We start from the raw sequence: 22,563 nt of genomic DNA on the forward strand, positions 1-22,563 counted from the left end.
AACGCATGATCATCGGCACCGCCGGCCACATCGACCACGGCAAGACCACCCTGGTGCGCGCGCTCACGGGCGTGGACACCGACCGCCTCAAGGAAGAGAAGGCGCGCGGCATCTCCATCGAGCTGGGCTATGCCTACACGCCGCTGCCCAATGGCGAGGTACTGGGCATCATCGACGTGCCCGGCCACGAAAAATTCGTGCACACCATGGCCGCAGGCGCCGTGGGCATAGACCACGCCCTGCTGGTGGTGGCGGCCGACGACGGCGTCATGCCGCAGACGCGCGAGCACCTGGACATCCTGCAGCTGCTGGGCGTGCGCGAAGCCACCGTGGCCCTGACCAAGGCCGACCGCGCCACGCCCGAGCGCCTGCAGCAGGTGCGTGCCGAGATCGAGTCCCTGCTGGCGCCCACGCCGCTGGCCGGCGCCCCGGTCTTTCCCACCGCCGCCGCCCAGCCCGGTGACGCGGGCGTGGCGCAGCTGCGCGAGCACCTCATGGCGCGTGCCCAGTCCATTCCCGCGCGGGCCAGCGACGGACTGTTCCGCCTGGCCGTGGACCGCAGCTTCACGCTGCCGGGCCAGGGCACCGTGGTCACAGGCACCGTGTTCGGCGGGCAGGTGAAAGTCGGCGACACGCTGGTGCACTCGGCCTCGGGCACCGAGGTGCGCGTGCGCAGCCTGCATGCCCAGAACCAGGCCAGCGAACAGGGCCTGGCCGGACAGCGCTGCGCGCTCAACCTGTCGGGCATTGCCAAGGAAGCCATCACGCGCGGCGACTGGATCGCCGACGCACGGCTGCTGCAGGCCAGCGACCGCATCGATGTGCAACTGCAACTGCTGGCCGACGCGCCCGAGCTCAGGCAGTGGACGCCTGTCCACGTGCACATGGGCACCGCGCGCTGCACGGCCCACGTGGCCCTGCTGCAGGACCAGCCGCTGGGCCCGGGCGAACAGGCCATCGTCCAACTGGTGCTGGACATGCCCGTACATGCCCAACCCGGCGACCGGCTCATCGTGCGCAATGCCCAGGCCAGCCGCACCATTGCCGGCGGCAGCGTCATCGACCCCTTTGCACCCGCACGCAAGCGCCGCAGCCCCGAGCGCACGGCCTATCTGCAGGCACTGGAATCGCTGATTGCCACCGGGGACGCCAGCGCGCTGGTGCAAGGCGCGGCGCACGGCATTGCCACGTCGCAGCTCATGCGCCTGACAGGCCGCGCATCCGTGGCCACGGACAACGGCGGGCACCGGCTGCACCGACTTCCACTGGCCGAGGGCGACACGCTGTTGCTGGGTGACGCACGCTGGACGCAGCTGCGCGGCCAGGTGCTGGACAGCATGGCGCGCTTTCACGAAAAAAACCCCGACGAGCCCGGTGTGAACGCGGCACGCCTGCGCCGCATGGCACTGTCCGGCCTGGTCCATGCAGGACATGACGCGCTGTGGAAAGGCCTGCTGCAAACGCTGCTGCAGGATGGCAGCCTGGCCTCCAGCGGCGCCTGGCTGCACCTGCCCGGCCACAGCGTGCAGCTGTCGGACAGCGAAACACAGATCGCCCAGAAACTGCTGCCGGCCATCGAAGCCGGCCGCTACGACCCGCCCTGGGTGCGCGACCTGGCACGCGACAACGCCATCGGCGAGGAAACCGTGCGCCAGCTGCTGCGCAAACTCGCGCGCCAGGGACTGCTGTTTCAGGTGACCAAGGACCTGTTCTACTCCGCCGCCCGCACGGACGAACTCGCCGCCCTGGTGCGCGAACTGGCCGCCGCCACCCCCAACGGCGAAATCCAGGCCCACGCCTTTCGCGATGCCACAGGCCTGGGCCGCAAGCGCGCCATCCAGATCCTCGAATTCTTCGACCGCATCGGCTACACCCGCCGCCTGCGCGACGCCCACCTGCTGCGCCCCGATGTGCAGTGGACCACTGGCGGAAATTCGCTCACCCCACCCAAAAGCTGAGCCATAACGCTCCCATGGGACCGCTACAATAGCCGGTTTTGGGCATAGCACCTGTAATGGCGCGGCCCAACCCAGGGACGCCGAGCAAGAGCCGCCTCGCGGCGGGGGCGCCTAGCCGATGGCGTCGTCCCCCTCCCTCGCGCAGCGAGTAGAGAGGGGGAAGCGGCGCCAGCCGCTCAGGGGGTGCCTAACATCCTGGAAAGCATACGCACCCGGTGGTGCGCCCGGGCTTCAAACCCGGTCAGGGGCGTCAGCCGCTCCTGGGTAGGTTCGACTCCTGCTGCTTTCCGCCAATCCCCCGACTCTGATTCCAGCCAGGTTACGGCTATTGCAAGGGCACGACGATGGCCACGCGGCGGTTCTCCGCCGCATCGCTGGGCACCACGGGCATGGCGCGGCCCAGGCCCTTGACCTCGATATCCTGGCGCGCCAGGCCGGCTTCGGCAAGCACATCGGCCACGGCTTCGGCGCGGCGCAGCGACAGGCGCATGTTGTAGGCATCGCTGCCGCGATCGTCCGTATGGCCTTCCACGCGCAGCCGCTCTATGCCCACGCCCTTGAGCGCCCGCCCCAGTTCCAGCACCTTGGTGCGCGCCTGGGCGCCGACTTCGGCCGAGTCAAAGCCGAACAGCAGCTTGCCCGACATCTGCAGCTCCCAGCCCTGCTCCGCCTGTGCAAAGCCCTGGCTGCGCAGCACTTGCTGCTGCTGCTCGGTCAGGCCCTGCGGCGTAGGCGGCGCCTCGGGCGCCGCCTTGCAGCCCGCCAGCGCAAGGGCCAGCACAGCGGCCGCACCTGCGCCGCACATCCGGGTCCAGCTCCGTCGTTTCAACATGTCATCCTCCTGTGACTCGTTCGGCCTGGCGCATGGCCTTGGCCTGGTACATGGCCTGGTCGGCATGGCGCATCAGCGTCTCCATGCTCTGGCCATGCTTGGGAAAAAGGGCCACGCCCGCACTGACCGAAGGCTGCAGCACCACGCCTTCGCTGACCACCAAAGGCTCATGCATGGCGGCCTCTATCTTGTCCCGCACCATCTGCGCATCGCCGCCTCCGCCCACGGGATAGAGCAGGATGGCGAACTCATCGCCACCCAGCCGCGCGACCAGATCGCTCTCGCGCACCTGCGAGCGCAGTCTTGCGCCTACGGCCTTGAGCAGCACATCGCCCACAGCATGGCCGTACGCGTCGTTGACCTGCTTGAAGCGGTCGTTGTCCAGAAACAGCACGGCCAGCTTCTGCCCGGTTTCGGCCGCATTGTCCAGCGCCTGCTGCAGGCGCTGCTCGAAATGCAGGCGGTTGGCCAGCCCCGTGAGGCTGTCTCGCGAAGCTTGGCGCTCCAGGGCCGAGTTTTGCTGCTGCAGCCGCTCGTGGCGTGTCTGCAGCTCGGCCAGCAGGGCATTGAAGTTGTCTCCCAACTCGCGCAGTTCGGCAATGCGCGCCAGCGGCACGCGCTGGTCCATGGAGCGGTCATGGCGCACGGCGTGCGCCACGCGCGCCAACTGCTGCAGCGGTTCGGCAATGTCGCGCAGCATGCGGCGCGATTGGCGCAGCCCCACATAGCCGCTCACGCCCACGCACAGCACCAGCACGATGAAGCCTGCGCCCAGAAAGCGGACCAGGCCCACGCCATCGCTGGACAGCTGCACGCTCCCGACCAGGCGGCCATCCTGGCGCACATCGGCCTCGGCGCGCGGCAGGCCTATGCCTATGGCCAGCAGTTCACCCACGCTGGACAGCGCCGAGCCGCCATGGCCCGACCACTGCACGAACGGGCGCTGCTCGGCATCGAAAACCTCGGCATGGGCCACGCCTTCGCCGCGCAGCAATTGGTCCAGCACGCGGGCAGCCTCGTCACGGTCACCGAAGACCAGCGATGCCTCGACCGTATAGGACAGCGAACGTGCCACCAGATGCAGGTTGTTGGACAGGTAAAGACGCAGGGTGGCCACGCCGACGATGAGCAGCAGCGCGCCCGCCAGCGCAATGGCCACCGCCGCCATGCGCATGTGCGCGCGGCGGATCACGTTGCGCAGGGAGGCGCTGCCGGACAGGAACAACTTCATGGCAACGTCCTGTGGCGCGCAAGCTGCAGCACCTTGGGATTGACGCGCAGGCCGCTGCGTGCCACGGAGTCGAGGCTGACCTCGAAGCCCGCGCCCTCGCCACGGCGGCGCAGGCAGAACATGGCGCCGATGCGGCACAGCTCGCCCCGCTCGCTGATGGTCAGCAGCGGCCGTCCGGCCAGTTGCTCCATGAGCTTGCGCCAGGCCGCTTCATCGAGCTGGCCGGCATAGATGCCTTCGCATTCGGCCAGGATGCGCGCATCGGAAAGCACGACGCGCCGGACTTCCAGCCGCTGGCTGCCCACGGTCTGCGGGGCACCATTGAGCAGATCATCGGCATATTCGGTGGAGCCCACCACGCACAGCCGCAGCACCGCGCTTTCCGTGGGCCAGCGCGTGTAGCCCAGGATGCCTAAGACTGTGCGTGTCACGCCCAGCTCATGCTCGTCGGCCGATGGTTCGGCATGCGCCTGCCCCACCAGCCCCACCCAACCCGTTTGCAGCGCCAGCAGGCACACGGCCACCCAGGCCCAGGCGGGCGGCAGGCCCTTGATCCTGCCACCCATGCACCACCTGCGGGATGGGAGAAGTGAGCGCTGCGAGCGCTGTGAGCGATTTATGCGAACAGCCAACCAAGGCTCCTTGAACGGGAAATCCATGCATTGCACCACGACGGCGCATCGAAGCATTTTTTCACATATCGCCCGCCTCGGAGCACCCGGAGTGTCGCGCTGGGTCATCATCCTTTCTTAGTCGCTGCGGCACATCAAGGTGCCGCGGCAGGCAGGCGGTAGTGATAGGCGTAGAGCGGATGAAAGCCCAGGCTTTCATACAGCCCGCGCGCCACCCGGTTGGGAGCCCGCACCTGCAGCTCGGCCCATTGCGCCCCCTGCGTCCGTCCCCAGTGCAGCAGGCCGCACACCAGCGCACGGCCCAGCCCCCGCCCGCGCATTGCAGGTGCGATGACGATGTCATACAGGCCCACGCAGCCGCGCTCCAGCACGGCCAGACCGAACCCGGCCACCTCGCCCCCGACGCGCAGCGTGGCAAAGGCGGCGGGCCAGGCAATGGACTGCAGCATGTGGTGATGCGCCTGCCTGTGCCGGGGCGGCACGGCGCCGGCCTCGGCAAAGCCTTGCAGCCAGGCCGCACCGGGCCGGGCATCCATGGCGAGGGTCCAGCCTTTTTCGTCCGCCGGCTGCGCCATGTCCGCCAAGGCTGCGCGCATCACGAGCGAAGGATCGGCCAGCAGGTAGCCGGCCTGCGCCAGCTGGGCATCGGCCTCGGGGCTGGCCAGGGGCGAGAGGCGGAAGACGGGCGGCAGGCCCTGGCGTTGGTAGAAGGCTTCGATCTGCGCCAGCAAGGCGCCAAGGCGGGCGCCGGGCTGATGGGCATTGGCCGAGTTGGCCCGCTTGGTATGGCCCTGCGCGGCGCGCAGCAGCCAGTCCCCGCAGAGCACGGTGCGCTGGGCCGGCCAGGCGTTGAAGCCGCGCTGCTCCACGCCGACCACCGTCTCGGGATCGCAGTCCACGGATGCGCGGTCATGAGCGAAAGACTTGGACATGCCCGCTTGTACCATGGCCGCCCGCCGTGCCCGCCCATAATATGCCGCGCCGCCGCGCTGGCGGCAGGCACACTTTTTCCACTACTGCGATCGCCCCCGTTCGCCGGATTGCTCCATGACCACAGACACCTCCCAAGCTCCCCGACTCACCTCGCTGTCCCATGGCGGCGGCTGCGGCTGCAAGATCGCGCCGGGCCTGCTGGCGGAGCTGATCGGCAAGAGCGCGCTGCCCAAGCAGTTCTTCCCGGACCTGCTGGTGGGCACGGAGACCGCTGACGACGCCGCCGTCTACCGCATCAACGACGAGCAGGCCATCGTGGCGACCACGGATTTCTTTATGCCCATCGTGGACGATCCGTATGACTTCGGCCGCATCGCCGCGACGAATGCGCTGTCCGACATCTACGCCATGGGCGGCCAGCCGCTGATGGCCCTGGCCATCGTGGGCATGCCCATCAATGTGCTGCCGCACGACACCATTGCCAAAATCCTGGAAGGCGGCGAATCGGTCTGCCGCGATGCCGGCATTCCGCTGGCCGGCGGCCACTCCATCGACTCGGTCGAGCCCATCTACGGCCTGGTGGGCATCGGCATCGTCAACCCGCGCCAGATGAAACGCAACGCCGACGCCAAGGCCGGCGATGTGCTGATCCTGGGCAAGCCGCTGGGCGTGGGCATCCTGTCGGCCGCGCTCAAGAAGAACCTGCTGGACGAAGCCGGCTACCGCGCCATGGTGGAGGCAACCACCTTGCTCAACCGCCCCGGCACGGCGCTGGGCAAGATGGACGGCGTGCACGCGCTGACCGATGTGACGGGCTTCGGCCTGCTGGGCCACGGCCTGGAACTGGCACGCGGCGCGGGCCTGACGGCGCGCATCGACAGCCGCAGCCTGCCCGTGCTGCCCACGGTGCAGGGCTTTGCCGAGCAGGGCGTCATTACGGGCGCCTCGGGCCGCAACTGGGCCTCATATGGCACGCAGGTGGTGCTGGGCGCCGGCATCACCGATGCCCAGCGCGCGCTGCTGACCGATCCGCAGACCTCGGGCGGCCTGCTCGTATCGTGCACGCCCGATGTGGCGGACCAGGTGCTTGCGCTGTTTGCCGAACAGGGCTTTGGCGATGCAGCCATCGTCGGCCGCATGGAAGCGGGCCAGGCCCGCGTCGTGGTGGACTGAGTCAGGCAACCAGTCAAGCGAAACGGGGACCTGGGCCCCCGTTTGCATTGCATGCCTGATGCAGCCCCTTCAGGCGGGCACTGCATCACGCCGGACAGCGGATGTCACTCGCTCACGGTCTGCGTCTTGTAGGCCGGGCTGGCCTGGATGGCGCTGTCGGTGAACGGCAGCTTGAGCCACTGGCGCGCACCGTAGGCCTTGGTGTAGTCCGCATAGTGGGCCGAGGCAGGATCGTCCGACAGCGAGAAGGTCAGGAAGGTATGGGCCTCCACTCCGGCCGCCGGGAAGCTCACCACCTGCATGTAGCTGTTGCCGTGCGGCTGCCCGTCCATGCTGTAGCCGCCCTGCTCTATCTTGTTTTCCGAGCAGGTGATGGTGAAGTAGCCCACCTCGCCGCATCCGCCATACAGCGCCGTCTTCTCTCCGCCACGCTGCGAGAACAGCACGGTGCCACGCGCCGCATCCATGGCAAAGCCGCTGGCCTGCACGGCCTTCACTGCTTCGGCGAACGCCTTTTGCAGCGCCGCCTTGGCCGTGGGCTTGATGCCGCGCGGCGTGTTGACGGGGTCGGCCGCATCGAAGGGCACGGCATACAGGTCGGCCGATTTGATCTGGCTGGCCACGCGCTTCCAGAACTCGTCCCAGACATGGGAGCCCCTGGATGCCGCCGTGCCCGTGCCGTCCCAGGCCTGCAGCGCCGTGCAGGCAGCCGATACGTCCACCGTTTCACCCGCCGAGGACACGGGGCCTGGACAGACCTGGGCCAATGCCTCGTCCTTGAAACGCGCGCTGTACACACGGCTGTCCAGCACCATCTGGCGAACGATGTCGCTGGTGGCCAGCTTGCCCGGATAGCCGTCCGTGCCCGCCAGCCGCTGCAGCGCCATGGTGTGGCCCAGGCGCGTGCGCAGGCTCTGGGCAGAAGAGGTGGAGCCGAAGATGGCCGGATAGCCGGTCAGCGGTGCCGAGGCATTGGACAGCCAGTAGCTGTCGTTCATGTTGCCCACGTAGTCGCCACGCAGCAGGCTGGGCATGCGTGCCGGGCCGATGGCGCCGGCCTGCACCGAATCCGCATCCGAGCCCCAGTCGCACTGGCTGCTGCCGCCGGCCAGCACCGGCACCTGGGGCAGCGCCGCGTTGATGGCCGCCGAGGCCGGCGTGGCGCAGGCCTGCAACTGCGCGGGCGGCACGTTGGGCACGGCGCCTATGTCGGCATACCAGACCTGGGCGTTGCCGCGTCCCGCAGCGACGGTGTTGACCCAGGGAATGGCCGACTCCTCCTTCTGGATGCGGATGAACTCGTCCAGCGACTTGGCCTGGTTCCAGCGCAGCCAGTTGCGGAAGGTGCGGTAGTTGTAGGCGTTGATGTCGCGGATGGCAAACACGCTCTGCGTGGTCCAGCCCAGCGCCGGGTCCATGGCGCCCAGGTTGACCACGGGGCCGTGCACGGTCTTGTACAGCGTGCGCGTGACCTGGTCCTGCCCGCCGGAGGCATTGCGCACGCTCACCGTGATCCTGCTGGCCTGCATGGCCTCGGTCTTGCCGTCGCGCACATAGCGGGTCGGATCATTGGGCGCCAGCTGGTACATGAACAGGCCGAAGCGCCGCGCCGTGGACACGGTGTGGCTCCAGGCCACGTCGTTGTTGAAGCCGATCAGCACCATCGGGATACCCAGGAAGCTGGCGCCACTGACGTCGATCTCGCCCGGAATCGTGAGCTGCGATTGGTAGAAGCGGTCCGGCCCCTTCCAGTACCAGTGCGGATTGCCGAACAGCACGCTGCTGCCGCCCGTGGCCTGCTGGCCGAAGCCGTACATGTTGCTGCCTATGCCCGTGGTGCCGCCCACCTGCAATGATGGCGCCACCACCTGGCCCGGCTTGAGCGCGGCCAGCTGCGTCGCGGCCGACCGGCCCTTCGCCGGCTTGGCCGAGGCCGTTGCCGCCGCAGCCGCTGCAGGCGGCACGGCATTGGCGATCTGGGCCACGAAATTGCTGTAGCCGCCGGCCAGATTGGCCGTGTACATGCGCCGCCAGATGTCCTGCGCGGTGATGGCCTGCACCCAAGGCTGGCCCGCGCAGGCCGCATTGGTCTTGGCCCCGGCCGGGGTCTCGCGCACCACGCGGTTGTAGCCGGCCACGAAGCCATCGACCAGTTGCTTGAGCTTGTCGGGCTGGGCCTGGATCATGGCGGCCACGGCGTCGTCGGAGACGACATGGCGGAAGAAGAAGTCCGAATCGATGTTGCGCGGCCGGTCGATGGTGCTGTCATAGACGGCCTGGGCATCGCCGCCGAAGTGGCGCGAACGCTCCCCGCGGTAGGTCAGGAAGGAGTCGGCCATGGTGCACAGGTTGTCCTGCGCCTGGGCATAGCCCGCACCATAGCCCAGGCCCGTCCAGTCCTTGGCCTTGATGTGCGGAATGCCCATCTCCGTGCGGCGGATCTCTGCGCTGTACTTGCTGCCGGAGCCGTCTCCCGAACCGCCGCAGGCCGCCAAGGCGGCCAGGGCTATCAATGACAAGGGTTTCCATCCACTGCGAAGCGCTGGGTGCATGCTTTGTCTCCTGGTGTTATGCGTACACAAAGGCCCCGGTCTGCCACGGGGCCCGCATCAGCATAGGAGCGAGGCAAGGCACTGCCTACCCGGCAGTTTCACTAGGAAATGTCTGATGCCCGACAGTCGATGCGGACAGCCACCCGGCTCTCCATCGGCCGGCACGGGCAGAAGACTCAGGCGGCAGATTCAGCCAGCTGGCTCAGCGCCGCCGTCATGCGCCGGTCGATCTTGCGGCTGAGCACCACCGAGGTATAGGTCTGCTGTATGCCGTCGATCAGGCCTATGCGGTCCAGCAGCGCGTCGAGCTTTTCGTTGCTCTCGCAGCGCACGAACACCATGTAGTCGTACTGGCCGCTGACGGCGGAGACCTCCTCGACCTCGGTGAAACGGTTGAGTGCCTGCATTACTGAAGTGGCTGTCTTGGGCTGCACGCGAATGCCGCAGTACGCGCGCACCGCAGACTGCTCCACGCGCGCACCCAGGCGAACGCCGTATCCGGCGATCACGCCTTCCTGCTCCAGCCGGGCAATGCGGGCCACCACCGTCGTGCGCGCCAGATTCATCTGCCGGGCCAGATGCGCGGTGGAAGCCCGCGCATTGGTCTGCAGCAGGCGCAGCAGTTGGCGGTCGGTTTCATCAAGACGGTATTCCATGCAGCTCCCTGGACGTCAACGGCAAGAGCCTATGGCGGCGGCTCGGACGTGTTCAACATTTCGGCAGAGATATCCACCAATCCGGCAATTCTATGCGCTGCAAATCGTCGCTTTCATCAACAAGATCCTCGTTTCATCCGATACCGCCGCATCTGGAATGCATCCCCATCCCGCATCGCCCAGCAGCGACGGCACATGGGCACCACCAGGCAAGAGTAATGGCTAGCAGAAACAAAAGTAACTAATTACAAATACCCCGACATACCCCGATGCTCCACCGCTGCATGTCACCCGGCTGGGACCTCGCATAAATACTTAGCATGCATCCCATCCTTCCTTTGGCGACGCTGCCCCGCGGGCAGGGCTGCCTGCCTGCGGCCGTACTGGCCGGGCTCGACGGAACACGGCAAACCGCTTGGGAAGGCGCAGCACGCATGATGGATCAGTACTTGCAAATACATGCATTTCCGCTAGATTGGCCCCGCAGGCGTAAATTTTGTGAACTCAAGTTACCTCACATCCGTCGGCTTCCGACGCATGGCCTGCCCGCAGTTACGCGACTTGCCGCAGCACGCCAAAGGAGGGTTTTCCGATTTCCCGCTGCCCGCCGGACCGCTCGTTCCCCATGACAAGGGCATGCCCGGCATGCCCGACGAACGCGCGCAGTGTCCGGTGCCTCCATTCAGTCTCCACAGGGGAGACATATGTCATATCGCGCCGTATCTGGAGATCCGTGGATTTCACAAGCTGCAACGCCCTGGCGGGACAGCTTTGTGCTGGGCGGGGTGCTGTTTCTGTGCTCGGCCGTGGCGCTGGGCCTGCGTTCTCCGGGGCATCTGTCATCTCTGTGGCTGTCCAACGCCCTGCTCCTGGGCTGGATGCTGCGCAGCCCCGCCTACAGCCATAGACACTGCTGGACGGCGGCCGCCGTGGCCATGGCGTTGGCCGAATGGTTGTCGGGCAGCCCGCTTGACCAGACCCTGTGGCTGACTTTCGCCGATCTGGCAGCCGTGGCCTGCGGCTGGGTGATGATGCGGCGCCTGCCGCTGCGGGTGCGGCAGATGCGCTCCCCCTCATCGGTGCTGCACCTGGTGATGTGCAGCCTGCTTGTGAGCGTGGTCGGCGCCGTGCTGGGCTCGGTGGGCATGCACCAGCTGATGCATTGGCCCTGGCAGCCCATGATGGCCATGTGGTTCAGCAGCGAGCTGATGCACATGACCCTGTTGCTGCCCGTTCTGTTGAGCTTTCCCGCAAGCCTGGAGCCGCTGTCCTGGCGTGGCCAGCCGTTCAGGCAGACCGTGCAGGCCCTGCTGCCGCTGTTGGCCCTGGTGATCTCCGAGGCCATTGCCATCTACCTGGGCGGGCCGGGCGCGCTGTCCCTGAGCATGCCGGCCATGCTGCTGTGTGCCATGCGCTACCGGCTGTTCGTGGTCGCCCTGCTCAACCTCGCCAGCTGTGCCATCAAGCTGGCCACATTTTCAGATGTACTGCTCAACTCGCCCAGTTCCGAACTGGAGACCACGTTCTCGTTCCGCCTGGGCCTGGCCATGCTGTCCATAGGCCCGCTGGCCGTGGCCTGCACGCTCATGGCCTTCAAGGACATGCTCAGCAAACTGCGCCATGCAGTGAACCACGATGCGCTGACCGGCCTGCTGGCACGCACCAGCTTTCTGGAGCGCGCTCAGCGCACGCTGGAGCGCCTGCAGCGCGAGCACCAGTCGGGCGCCATGCTGATGCTGGACCTGGACCACTTCAAGCACACCAACGACCGCCACGGCCATGCCGCTGGCGACCGGGTGCTGCAGGAAGTCTCGGCCCGCCTGTCGCAGGCGCTGCGCCCGCATGAACTCATAGGCCGCCTGGGCGGCGAGGAATTCGCCGTGCTGCTGCCTGGCGCCGACTGCGCCACGGCCAGCGCCGTGGCCCAGCGGCTGTGCGAAGCCACGCGCGAAATCCGCATCGAGACAAGCGATGGCGCAACCATCTGCCCCACGCTGAGCATTGGCATCGCCTGCACGAACATGGCCCAGCCTCCGCTGGGTTTGAGCGCCTTGCTGCGCACGGCCGACACGGCGCTGTACCAGGCCAAGGCCAGCGGCCGGGACCGGTATTTCGTGGCGGGCGAGCGGCCGGACGAGGCCGGTACACCGGCCTTTGCCTGCGAGCATTCCGGGGGCGCCAAGGCGGCCTGACACCAGGCGCCGCCTCGGCGTTTTGCCCGCGCTCAGCGCAGGCGGCGGGCGCCGTTTCCTTCGTCGAGCTTGAAGCCCGCCACGGCCTGGGCCAGCTGCACGGCCTGTTGCTGCAGCGATTGCGCAGCCGCCGTGACCTCTTCCACCAGGGCGGCGTTCTGCTGCGTGACCTGGTCCATCTGTCCAATGGCGCTACCCACCTCGGCAATGCCACGGCTTTGCTCCTGGCTGGCGTTGCTGATCTCGGCCACCAGCGTGCTGAGCTTGCGCACGCCGTCCACGGCCTGGTCGATGGTGGTGCCCGCATTGCGCACCAGCCGGCTGCCCGTGTCGATCTGGCCCACGGAATCGTCGATCAGCGCCTTGATCTCCCGCGCCGCCGTGGCGCTGCGCTGGGCCAGCGTGCGCACCTCGCTGGCGACCACCGCAAAGCCACGGCCCTGCTCGCCGGCACGGGCCGCTTCGACGGCAGCATTGAGCGCGAGGATGTTGGTCTGGAAGGCGATGGAGTCGATCACGCCGATGATGCTTTCGATCTTGCGTGCCGACGCCTCGATGCCACCCATGGTCTGCACCACCTGGCCCACGGCCTCACCGCCCTGCGTGGCGATCTGCGAGGCGCTGGTGGCCAGCTCGCTGGCCTGGCGGGCATTGGCCGCGTTTTGCTGCACGGTTGCCGTGATCTGCTCCATGGCGGCTGCCGTCTGCTCCAGCGAGCTGGCCTGCTGCTCGGTGCGTGACGACAGGTCCTGGTTGCCGCCCGCGATCTCGGCCGACGCCATGCGCACCGATTCCGACGATTCGCGAATGCGCAGCAGCACCGTGGCGATCTTGTCCACGAACTGATTGAAGGACTGGCCGATCTGCGCCAGTTCGTCCCGGCCTGCCGCCGTGAGGCGGCGGGTCAGATCGCCCTCGCCGGAAGCAATGTCCTGCAAGGCATCGCGCGCCACGGCCAAGCGCATGAGCATCCGGCGCAGCACCACGGTCAACAGCACGGCCGTACCCAGCACGGAAAGCGCGGTGATGAAGGCGGCCACCTGCAGCAGCGCGCTTACGGAATGCGTGGCCTGTGCGCGGTCGATCACCACGGCCAGCGTCCAGGGCGTGCCCTCCACCTTGGCGGCATAGACCATCTGCGGCTCTCCATCGAGCACCAGGTCGGCACGTCCGCCCTGCTCGGCCAGGCGCTTGATCAGGGCCGCATCGAGCTCCGGTGCAATCGCCGAAGCGGGCTTGAGCGCCAGCTCGGGCCTGGCGTAGGCCAGCAGACGGCCTTCGCCGTCCATCAGAAAGGCGAAGCTCTTTTCCTGGGGGCGTATGGCCGCCACTTTCCTGGACATGGCCGCCAGCCGCACATCGGTGCCGACGACGGCCGTGATCGCGCCCGAGGCCCCGACCGGATCGACAAAGCTGATCGTCAGCTCACCCGTGCTGGCGTCCACGTAGGCTGGCGTGACGCCCGGACGGCCTTCCCGCACGGCCTGCTTGAACCAGTCGCGCTGGGTGCCGTCGTAGTTCTCCGGCATGGGATGGGTGAACACGGCACGCTTGTCCGCATGCACGAAGTAGGCGTCATCGAAGCCGCCGGCCTGCTGGCCTGCCAGCAGGAAAGGAATCGGGTCCGGCTGTTGCACCGCCGTTTTCAGCGAGCCGGTGATGCGCTGCTTGTCCTGGACCCAGTCGGTCAATGCGGCTGCATGGGCCTGCGTGAGCTGGCCGATGTTTTCGTCGATGCCGGACAGCGTGCTGCCGCGCGCCGTCCAGAAGGTGGCCATGGACAGCGCGAACAGCGCGGCCACTGTGATTGCCACGCAGATGAGGATCAGGCGGGCACGAAGTGTTTGAAACATGATGCGTAGTAAAGGCAAAAACGAGGGCTGTGGATGCCCACCGAGCCTATCCGAGACACACCGGCCGCCAGAGCTCAAAGAGTGCGTACTTGCCCTTGCAATTGCACGCTTCCTGGCTGCAGGTGATCCGCTGCCCCCCTTCGAGCAAGCAGCGCTTTGCTCGCAACGCCACCGGGACCTGAGTCGTCAGGTTTTTGCAAGTTATCGTCACATCCTGGACGGATGCATGCTATAGTGTCAATTTGTAACACAGACATTCCCCGCCCTGCAGGCGGGATCTTTTTGTCGCAAACGCCAGGGCCTTGCAACAGGGTCCTGCCGTTTGCGCCGCGCACCCTGTGTTTTTCCCTCCCTCATATTTTTGGGGTGCACCATGCGGCCTTTTCTTGCCCTTCCTGGACTGCCATGGATCCATGAAGGCCCCTGACCAGGATCGGCAGGGAGCAGGATACAAAATGTTTCATCTTGATGCAAAGATGCCGATAAGCAGGCAGACCTGTCATTCAAGGGGAGAGAAACATGAAGCGATGCATCATCAAAGTGGCCGGCGCCTGCTACACGGCCCTGTTTCCCAGCACCTGCGCAGCGGTGGCAGATGCGATGACCCGGTTTCCATACGCCACAAAAATCAGCGTCAGACTCGCCTAGACTCAGGCAACATGGGAACCTGTTCTCAAACAGGCTCTCTGACAATACGCCTGTCGTCATCCGGGTGTTGCGCGGCAGTGTAGGCTCACTTTGCCAAAAGCTCTCCCGGATTCCTTTATATTGGCAGATCAACATTCATTGATATACATGACCACAGACTACAAGACACTGCTGCAGCAGAAAGCCCAGCTCGAAGCCCAGATCGCCGAAGTGCTCAAGACCGAAAAGTCCGGAGCCATTGCCCAGGTGCGCACCATCATCGACCAATACGGATTGACCGAGGCCGATGTCTTCCCCTCGTCCAAAGCCAAGACTGGCGCTGGTTTCCGCGTGGTCGGCGTTCCCAAGTACCGCGATCCCGCCACCGGTGCGACCTGGACCGGCCGCGGCAAGCAGCCCCGCTGGATTGAAGGCAAGGACCGCACTCCCTTCGCCATATGAGATGCGGCCTGCCACGCCTTCCGGCAGCCACGAAGCTGCGACAGAGCCCGCCAAGTGCGGGCTTTTTGTTGCCAGAAGCAAGGGGTTAACCCTATTGCCCAGAAGTTACAAATTCTTCAATGTAGTGCTGATGTGTGAGCCGAGAGGTGCCTGCATGTTTCGGTACCCAAGCAATCACAACAAGGGAAACAGCAGGTATCGCACAGGGAACTGTCCTACACCTGCACTCTCCAAAATCATGATGCCCACTTCAGTGCAGCACCCGCAAGCCATGGGCATCCCGTCACGCAACGGCAAGGCCCCAACGGCCACTGGAGCAATCCGCCACCACCACGAACCATTTTCCAGCCGAGCCAGGGAGACTATCTCCTCTCTCCCCTCTCACTGACTTACCCTGGCAGGCCCCGCAAGGGCCACGGCTTTTCTCTGCAACAGGACCGCCCCCGGCGGTCCTTTTTTTCTGCACGCGCTATCGCAGGGCTGGCACAGCGTTGCCAACCTTGAACACGGCCACCATACCCGACAGGCGCTGCGCCTGGTCGCTCAGTGCGGCCGCTGCCGCTGCGGACTCCTCCACCAGGGCAGCGTTTTGCTGCGTCATCTGGTCCAGATGGCTGACGGCCTGGTTGACCTGGCCAATACCGTCGCGCTGCTCGGTGGAAGACGCCGTGATCTCGCCAATCATGTCCGAGACCTTGCGCACGCTGCCCACGATGTCATCCATCACCTGGCCGGCCTGGGCGACCTGGGCAGAGCCTTCCTGCGCGGCATCGACCGAGGTGCTGATCAGCCCCTTGATCTCCTTGGCGGCCTCTGCGCTGCGATGGGCCAGGGCCCGCACTTCGCCAGCCACGACAGCGAAGCCACGGCCCTGCTCACCCGCGCGGGCCGCTTCCACGGCGGCATTGAGCGCGAGGATGTTGGTCTGGAAAGCAATGGAGTCGATCACGCCGATGATGTCGGAGATGCGGCGTGCGCTGTCGCTGATGCGGTCCATGCTGGCCACCACATGGCCCACCACGGCGCCCCCGCGCTCGGCCGCCTGGGCGGCGCTGCCGGCCAGGTGATTGGCCTGGCGCGCGGTGTCGGCGGCCTGGCCCACGGTCGCGGTCAGTTGCTCCATGCTGGCGGCCGTTTCCTCCAGGTTCGACGCCGTCTGCTCGGTGCGCGAAGACAGGTTGTGATTCCCGGCGGCAATCTCGGTGGATGCAGTGGAGATCGAGTGCACGCTGTCACGCACCTCCGTCACCAGGCCACGCAGCCGTGCCGCCATGCCCGAGACCGAGCGCAGCAGATGACCGAATTCGTCCTTGCGGCTGTCCTCGGCCGACACGGTAAGGTCGCCCTGCGCAATGGCATCGGTCAGTTGCACGGCTCGCTCCAGCGGACGCGTGATGGCACGCGTCAGCACGAAAGCCAGCGCCAGTCCGGCCAGGAGCACCACGCCCTGGACAATCCAGGCCAGCACACTGGCCTGTTGGCGCGCGGCGTGGGCCTGCTCCATGGCCGCATCGCGCTGGCTGCGCTGCAGCTGCACAAAGACTTCCAGCGAGTCCACATAGCGGCCGATGGCACCCAGGTACTGTTGCTGGACGAACTCGCGGAACGCCGCGGCATCGCCCGTCAACTTGATCTCGCGGGCCCGCTTGTTCAGCGCCAGCACCTCGGCACGGATGCTGGCGATGCGCTCCAGCGCAGCCTTGTCGGCCTCGCTGGCACCCTTGACGATCTCGGCCTGCAGCTTGGTGATCAGGCCAGAGCCCTCCTTGACCCGGCCGTCGAGCAGGCGCGTCAATTCCTCATCGGTGGAGGCATTGCTGGCCAGCACCCGCTCGCCCGTGGTTTCCGTTGCGCCCTTCCATTGAATGGCCAGACCGATGCGGTTCTCATATTCGGACAGCGTCTGCATGCCCTGGTCCATGGCGCGGGCCGCCGCAAACTGTGCCCACAGCGATACCGCAAGCATCATCGCCAACAAGCCGCCCAGCGTGCCCCAAAGCTTGGCGGACACGCTCCATTGATCAAATTTCATTCGTAGAACTCTCGTCGGAAAAACTGAACAGAGGAAAGGTGAAACAACAGGCCACGCGCACTAGCGCCGGCCGTCTTCCGGTGAAAAGCCCCGCCATATCGACATGGCCCATCAATCCGGAAAAGATGACTTGCTTTTTCGTCAGAAATACCCGGAACTTGAGGCTGCGCGCGGGCAGACCCGATATCACCCGCTGTGCACAACGCGGAACAGTGCATATGCAGTGGCAAGCGCCGGTGACATCGGATGCAAAATGCAATGACGCTTGCGGCTGCCGCGCCATTGAATGCCTGGGCTTGGAAGCTGCCAGCCGCCGTCTTTCGCACCTGCAAGTGCATAACACGCTGTGGATGTGTCACTCGATACCGATCGCCTCTATGTACTGATTGCGCCGCTGAGCATTTTGCTGCTCGGTTGCACGCTGGCCGTGTGCTGGCTGGTGCAGCGTCGCCAGCGCTATCTGCTGTGGATTGCCGGCGGCTATGCCCTGGTTTCCCTGGCGCTTGCATGGCAGAGCATTGCCCCCCGCGAACAACTCCACCATTGGGCCGTGTACACAGGCGCCATGTACCTGTTTGGCACCTGGTGCTTTGCGCGCTGCATGGCGGGGCGTTACGGGGTCTCGGCCCATCCCGTGCTGGGTTTGCTCATAGGTGCGGTGGTTCTGGCCGCGCTGTACTACTACAGCCGGATCCAGGTCGATCTGTGGGTACGCGTGCATTGGCTCAACACAGGCCTGGGCCTGCTGCAGTTGCTGCCGGCGCCCGCCATGCTGCGGCGCCGGCCACCGCAGGATTGGCTGGAGAGAATGCTCTACTGGTCCTACGTGGTGTTTGCCGGCTACACCGCCGCCCGGCCGCTGCTGGTGCTGGCCCTGGGCAGCACCGACCTCAATGAGATTGCTCGCTCCACCTACTGGCTGGTGACTCTGGTCAGCACGCTGTCGTTTGCTCTGCTGTTCACCCTGATGCTGCTGGCCTGCACGGTGCGCGATGTCTTCACCGCGCTGCGCCAGGAGCGCAACCACGACTCGCTGACCAACCTGCTCAACCGTCGCGCCTTCCAGGAGGCCGCCGAACTGCGCCTGGCCGATTCGCACATGGCGCCGGTTTCCGTGCTGATCGGCGACATAGACCACTTCAAGCGCATCAACGACAGCTGGGGCCATGACTGTGGCGACCGCGTTCTGCAGGCCGTGGCCAGGACCTTGCAGCAGCATGTGCGCAGCGACGATCTGGTCTCACGCTTTGGCGGCGAGGAATTCGTGCTGCTGCTGATGCGCACCACGCCCGAGGAGGCCGAGCGCGTGGCCGAGCGCATACGCGCTCAGCTCAGCGCGGACGGCTATGTGCTGGCAGCCGGCCAGCGGATCACCATCAGCTTCGGCATCGCCCCCGTGGCCGCCAACACCGCCCTGACCGATGCGCTGACGCGCGCCGACGCCCTGCTCTACTCCGCCAAGCAGGCAGGCCGTGACCGTGTGCACGTGGCCGCGGACCCCGGCCGCAAGCTGCCCCAGACCGCCTGACAAAGGAAGCAAGGAACGCCTTGCTCGGGCTTGCGCCCGTCAAAACTCGCTGAAAAGAAAAGCCCGCCAGGCAGTGGCGGGCTTGTTCGTCATCAAGGCAGCGTGGGCGCCTTACTTTTTCGCATCCTTCAGGGCTTCCTTCACATCGCCCAGCTTTTTCTGAGCCGTGCCTTCGACCTGCTTGGCAATGCCCTTGGCCTGCTGTTCGGGGCTGTCGATCAACTCGCCAGCCTTTTGCTGCACCTTGCCTGCGGCATCCTTGAGCGTGCCCTTGATCTGATCCGTGTTCATAGCTGCGTCCTTTGCTGCAAGAGCTTCTAAAAAAGGGATGGATCCTTGCAGACCCGACGCAACGATAAGCGCGCCCCGCAAGGACAGGCGCCAGCGCTCGGCAACGATGAGCGTGGTCTCAGGCCTACAGCCTCATCTCTTCCCCGGGGCGCGGCCTGCCGCCATGCCTGTTTCGGAGCGCAGGCGTTTCAGTGCCTCGTCCACCACCGCTTCCTTGTGCGCCTCGAACAGGCCTGCCGCAGCGTCCTTGTGCTCTTGCAGCAACTGGCACAGGCGCGAAATTTCCTCTCTCAATCCCGCCGCACCCTGCTCGACCCCGGCCTGGTCGGCATCGCCGGCTTCGTCCAATTCGAAGCTGCGCCGTATGCGCGCAACGATTTCTGCATTCATGGAACGGTGGCCGGCCTTTGCCGCTTCCGAGATGCGATCACGCATGCCATCCGGAAAACGGACGATGAAGCGCTCCTGGGTTTCGCTGGGAAAGGGTTTGCGTTGCATTGCGCGATGGTACCTGCCGGATGCAAATTCAGATTCATGCCTAGTTGACATGATTCCAAGTTGGCATAAAACTCGAAACGACCCGCCCGGGGGCTGTGCAAGCCCACATCCACGCCCTCGAACCACCAGCCCTGAATCCAGGACACATTGCGCAAGGACAGAACCATGCCGGACACAGACATGCCAGCCTCCGTGCATCCTGCGCAGGCCGTCGCCAGCCCGCCCGACCCGGAGACCCTGGCAACAGACGCGCTATGCCACATCAGCGCAGCGCTGAGCGTGCTGGAAATGCATGTGGAAAGATCCAGCCGCGCCATGCTGATCGGTGTCCGCGACCTGCTGCGCGGCTATCACTACAAGGCGGACCGCGCCGCTGCCGAGCAACCGGTGGAGGCCCTGGCCAGCAGCGTGCTGCCACAGATGTCCGCCGACCTTCAAGGCCTGCTGGAAATCATTGACCGCGTGAACGACGACGAGACGGACGACCCCATCCTCTATGCCGTGAGCTACCTGCTCAGGGCGGCCAAGAGATTCTCGGATGCGGCGCCGCAGGCCTAGCAGCCTGCGCATCGCCGCTTTCCATCACTCCTCGTTGGTCCACTCCACCCGGGCGCCCAGACTGCGCAGGTTCTCCACGAAGTGCGGATGCGCCCGGCGGATCGGCGTGGCGTTGCGGATCTCCGAGCGGCCCTCGATGCTGCTGGCGACCATGAACAGCGCAATCGCCACGCGGATGATGTAGGGGCTCTCCACCACGGCCGGCGTCAGCGGATTGCCGCCGAAGGTGACCACACGGTGCGGGTCCGAAGAAAACACATGGGCGCCGAACTTGGACAGCTCGCCCGTCCAGCCCAGCGCGCCGTCGTAGATCTTGTTCCAGAACAGCGCATTGCCCTGCGCATGCACGCCCAGCGCAATGAAGATGGGCAGCAGATCCACCGGAAAGTACGGCCAGGGAGCGGCTTCCACCTTGGTAAGCACATTGCTGGTGAACGGCGTCTGCACCTTCAGCGGCCCAGAGCGCAGCGCGCGTGACCAGCCGTTCTTGTGCTCCACCTGCACGCCAAACTTGGCGAAGGTGCGGTCGATCAGCGGAAAGTTGTCCGGCGTGCTGTTGCGCACCTCCACATCGCCGCCCGTGATCGCGCCCAGCGCGAGAAAGGTGGTGATCTCGTGGAAGTCTTCCTCGAAGGTGAACTCGCCGCCGCTCAGCGGTGCGCCGCCACGCACCGTCAGCCGCGAGGTGCCGATGCCGTCGATGTCGGCGCCCATCATCACCATGAAGCGGCAAAACTCCTGCACATGCGGCTCGCAGGCCGCATTGGTCAGCATGGACTCGCCCTGCGCGGCCACGGCGCACAGCACGAAATTCTCTGTCGCCGTGACGGAGGCGTAGTCCAGCCAGTGGCGCACGGCCTTGAGCGGCTGTGCGCTGTGGATCAGCAGCGAGCCGCTGGCGCGCTCCACCTCACCTCCGAAGGAGCGGAAGATGTCCACGTGCGGATCGATCTCGCGCACGCCCAGCGTGCAGCCCTTGACGTTGTCCTCCAGCCGCGCCACGCCAAAGCGCGCCAGCAGCGGCGGCACCAGCATGATGGAAGAGCGCATCTCCTCCGGCAGGCGATGCGACGATGCATCAAAGCGCGTATCGCGATGATGCAACTGCAGCGTGCGTGTGGTTTCGTCCAGTTGCACCTCGCTGCCCAGCGTGCGGAAGATGTCCAGGATCTTGCGCACATCGGTGATGTCCGGCACGCCATGCAGCCGCAGCGGCTGATCGGTCAATAGCGTGGCGCACAGGATCGGCAACACGGCATTCTTGTTGGCGGAAGGAACGACGCGGCCGCGCAAGGGCGTGCCGCCGTGGACGATGAGATTGGACATGGGGGTGCAGCGCAAGCAGCGAAAGGACAACGCGTGATTCTAGGGTTGCCAAGCCCCCCGGCGGACCTGCATCGGCTGCGCGCACCCGCTGTTTCAACAGGTTTCTTCTCTGGATCGCCAACCTGACAACAAAGCGTCAGGCTCTGCCCTGGAGTTCGTGCCCGTAGACGATGAAGCCACGATGCTCGGCCACCTGGTCATACAGCGCACGGCCCGCTTCGTTGGAAGACTGCGTCTGCCAGTAGACACGGCGCGCTCCCGCCAGGGATGCCTGCTCGTAGACCGCGCGGATGAGCGACTTGCCTATGCCCTGCTTGCGCCGGCGTGCATCGGCAAACAGATCCTGCAAATAGCACACGGGCTCCAGCCGCGTGGTGCTGCGGTGGAACAGGTAGTGCGCCAGGCCCACCAGCTCACCCTCGCTCTCTGCCACCAGCGCAAACACCGGCTCCAGCGGATTGAGAAAGCGCTCCCAGGTCGCCTGCGTGATGTCCTCGGGCAGCGCCGTCTCGCCAGCGCGCCCGTAAAAGGCGTTGTAGCCCTGCCAAAGAGGAAGCCATTGCTGATGGTCCGCCTGTGCAACGGGCCGGATCTGAAGCGTGGGAACGGAGGACATGGAACTCCTGGCAAATGAGATGGGGATCCCGAATTCTAGGGACTGCCAGCCGCCGCAAAGCCGTTGCAGACGCGCTGCTCACACCTGTGAAGACCTGCGGACAGGCCGCACAGCGCGTGCGCAAAACACATACGCAGCGTACAGACCCGGCCTACATGCGGCCACAAACTTGACCCGCACGGAAACGCCGCGAAACCAATTGAAATAGATCCCGTCAGAGGCCGCGCTCCCCAAAGGCTTCCGAAATCACATGACGGAGATACAAGATGCATCGAGTCGTTCCCACAGAAAGCTTCAACCCGGACCCGGATGCCCGCTACCACCGCAGCCTGCTGGAAGCCTTTCCCGTGCGTGGCGGCCAGCAGCTGTTGCTGCTGCGCATGGAGCCACGGCCTCTGCTGGAACGCCTTTCAATGCTCGGGCTGCGCATTCTGAACCGCATCCGCAATTGAACTGGCAAGAACCACCAAACACTCCCGAGAGCTGCACGATGCGCCACCTCTTCCTCGTCTTCCTGTGGTCTGCAATCTGCGCCATCTCCTTTGCGGTGGCGATGCTGGCCAGCCCCATGTTCAGCCACGCCATCTGACAGCGGTGCCCTCTGCACCCGCAT

General features: G+C 65.8%; 19 protein-coding genes and 1 tRNA gene. 8 read left to right on the forward strand and 12 right to left on the reverse strand.

The window, feature by feature from the left end; genetic code table 11:
- The first annotated feature begins 5 nt into the window (after window positions 1–5).
- Window positions 6–1,958 carry a selenocysteine-specific translation elongation factor gene (gene selB, locus ACRSCF_RS15990; protein WP_244386056.1) on the forward strand — a complete coding sequence of 651 codons (1,953 nt, stop codon included), beginning with the start codon at window positions 6–8 and terminating at the stop codon, window positions 1,956–1,958.
- 197 nt (window positions 1,959–2,155) lie between these two features.
- Window positions 2,156–2,251 (forward strand) — tRNA-Sec (locus tag ACRSCF_RS15995).
- A gap of 32 nt (window positions 2,252–2,283) precedes the next feature.
- Here ACRSCF_RS15995 and ACRSCF_RS16000 read toward each other — a convergent pair.
- The 4 genes from ACRSCF_RS16000 to ACRSCF_RS16015 all read right to left on the reverse strand — a co-directional run bounded on the left by ACRSCF_RS16000 (window position 2,284) and on the right by ACRSCF_RS16015 (window position 5,600).
- On the reverse strand, window positions 2,284–2,790 hold the full coding sequence (locus tag ACRSCF_RS16000) for an OmpA family protein (protein WP_016446849.1): 507 nt from the start codon (window positions 2,788–2,790) through the stop codon (window positions 2,284–2,286).
- A gap of 1 nt (window position 2,791) precedes the next feature.
- Window positions 2,792–4,021, reverse strand: a complete 1,230-nt coding sequence (locus tag ACRSCF_RS16005) for a sensor domain-containing diguanylate cyclase (protein WP_034363866.1) — start codon at window positions 4,019–4,021, stop codon at window positions 2,792–2,794.
- Complete coding sequence (locus tag ACRSCF_RS16010; RefSeq protein ID WP_016446847.1) at window positions 4,018–4,587, reverse strand: YfiR family protein; 570 nt, start codon at window positions 4,585–4,587, stop codon at window positions 4,018–4,020. Before ACRSCF_RS16010 ends, ACRSCF_RS16005 begins: the two co-directional genes overlap by 4 nt.
- Before the next feature lie 200 nt (window positions 4,588–4,787).
- On the reverse strand, window positions 4,788–5,600 hold the full coding sequence (locus ACRSCF_RS16015) for a GNAT family N-acetyltransferase (protein WP_047218171.1): 813 nt from the start codon (window positions 5,598–5,600) through the stop codon (window positions 4,788–4,790).
- 100 nt (window positions 5,601–5,700) lie between these two features.
- Here ACRSCF_RS16015 and selD point away from each other — a divergent pair, with 100 nt between their 5' ends.
- Entirely contained in the window at window positions 5,701–6,759 is a 1,059-nt protein-coding gene (gene selD, locus ACRSCF_RS16020) for a selenide, water dikinase SelD (protein ID WP_016446845.1), read from the forward strand.
- 104 nt (window positions 6,760–6,863) lie between these two features.
- Here selD and ACRSCF_RS16025 read toward each other — a convergent pair whose 3' ends face one another.
- On the reverse strand, window positions 6,864–9,311 hold the full coding sequence (locus ACRSCF_RS16025) for a penicillin acylase family protein (RefSeq protein WP_016446844.1): 2,448 nt from the start codon (window positions 9,309–9,311) through the stop codon (window positions 6,864–6,866).
- Between the two features lie 176 nt (window positions 9,312–9,487).
- A complete protein-coding gene (locus ACRSCF_RS16030; protein ID WP_016446843.1) occupies window positions 9,488–9,967 on the reverse strand; it encodes an Lrp/AsnC family transcriptional regulator in 480 nt (159 codons plus the stop codon).
- Window positions 9,968–10,671: 704 nt separating this feature from the next.
- Here ACRSCF_RS16030 and ACRSCF_RS16035 point away from each other — a divergent pair.
- A complete protein-coding gene (locus ACRSCF_RS16035; protein ID WP_244386063.1) occupies window positions 10,672–12,159 on the forward strand; it encodes a GGDEF domain-containing protein in 1,488 nt (495 codons plus the stop codon).
- A 32-nt stretch (window positions 12,160–12,191) separates the two neighbouring features.
- Here the strand turns inward: ACRSCF_RS16035 and ACRSCF_RS16040 are convergent, their stop codons facing one another.
- Window positions 12,192–14,012 (reverse strand): methyl-accepting chemotaxis protein, encoded by a 1,821-nt coding sequence (locus ACRSCF_RS16040; protein ID WP_016454855.1) that lies wholly within the window; start codon window positions 14,010–14,012, stop codon window positions 12,192–12,194.
- A gap of 795 nt (window positions 14,013–14,807) precedes the next feature.
- Here ACRSCF_RS16040 and ACRSCF_RS16045 point away from each other — a divergent pair.
- Complete coding sequence (locus ACRSCF_RS16045; protein ID WP_016446839.1) at window positions 14,808–15,101, forward strand: H-NS family nucleoid-associated regulatory protein; 294 nt, start codon at window positions 14,808–14,810, stop codon at window positions 15,099–15,101.
- Between the two features lie 469 nt (window positions 15,102–15,570).
- Here the strand turns inward: ACRSCF_RS16045 and ACRSCF_RS16050 are convergent, their stop codons facing one another.
- Window positions 15,571–17,133 (reverse strand): methyl-accepting chemotaxis protein, encoded by a 1,563-nt coding sequence (locus ACRSCF_RS16050; protein ID WP_034363864.1) that lies wholly within the window; start codon window positions 17,131–17,133, stop codon window positions 15,571–15,573.
- 352 nt (window positions 17,134–17,485) lie between these two features.
- Between ACRSCF_RS16050 and ACRSCF_RS16055 the strand changes: the two genes are divergently transcribed.
- Window positions 17,486–18,661 carry a GGDEF domain-containing protein gene (locus tag ACRSCF_RS16055; protein ID WP_244386064.1) on the forward strand — a complete coding sequence of 392 codons (1,176 nt, stop codon included), beginning with the start codon at window positions 17,486–17,488 and terminating at the stop codon, window positions 18,659–18,661.
- Window positions 18,662–18,772: 111 nt separating this feature from the next.
- On the opposite strand, the gene ACRSCF_RS16060 is transcribed toward ACRSCF_RS16055, so the two are convergent.
- Window positions 18,773–18,952, reverse strand: coding sequence for a CsbD family protein (locus tag ACRSCF_RS16060; RefSeq protein WP_016446836.1), 180 nt, complete (start codon window positions 18,950–18,952; stop codon window positions 18,773–18,775).
- Window positions 18,953–19,084: 132 nt separating this feature from the next.
- Entirely contained in the window at window positions 19,085–19,450 is a 366-nt protein-coding gene (locus ACRSCF_RS16065; protein WP_016446835.1) for an Arc family DNA-binding protein, read from the reverse strand.
- 165 nt (window positions 19,451–19,615) lie between these two features.
- On the opposite strand from ACRSCF_RS16065, the gene ACRSCF_RS16070 reads away from it, so the two are divergent.
- Window positions 19,616–20,008: a hypothetical protein gene (locus ACRSCF_RS16070; protein WP_034363933.1), complete on the forward strand. Its 393-nt coding sequence runs from the start codon at window positions 19,616–19,618 to the stop codon at window positions 20,006–20,008.
- 24 nt (window positions 20,009–20,032) lie between these two features.
- On the opposite strand, the gene ACRSCF_RS16075 is transcribed toward ACRSCF_RS16070, so the two are convergent.
- Window positions 20,033–21,334: a UDP-N-acetylglucosamine 1-carboxyvinyltransferase gene (locus ACRSCF_RS16075; protein ID WP_016454857.1), complete on the reverse strand. Its 1,302-nt coding sequence runs from the start codon at window positions 21,332–21,334 to the stop codon at window positions 20,033–20,035.
- Between the two features lie 136 nt (window positions 21,335–21,470).
- The gene (locus ACRSCF_RS16080) at window positions 21,471–21,950 is read right to left on the reverse strand and encodes a GNAT family N-acetyltransferase (RefSeq protein ID WP_016446832.1); all 480 of its coding nucleotides are present in this window, start codon (window positions 21,948–21,950) and stop codon (window positions 21,471–21,473) included.
- Between the two features lie 266 nt (window positions 21,951–22,216).
- On the opposite strand from ACRSCF_RS16080, the gene ACRSCF_RS16085 reads away from it, so the two are divergent.
- Entirely contained in the window at window positions 22,217–22,402 is a 186-nt protein-coding gene (locus ACRSCF_RS16085) for a hypothetical protein (protein WP_017405224.1), read from the forward strand.
- Window positions 22,403–22,563: the final 161 nt, after the last annotated feature.

Origin of the sequence: Delftia sp. 11MD, assembly GCF_050907895.1 — a bacterium.
In the GTDB taxonomy this organism is placed as follows: domain Bacteria; phylum Pseudomonadota; class Gammaproteobacteria; order Burkholderiales; family Burkholderiaceae_C; genus Comamonas; species Comamonas tsuruhatensis.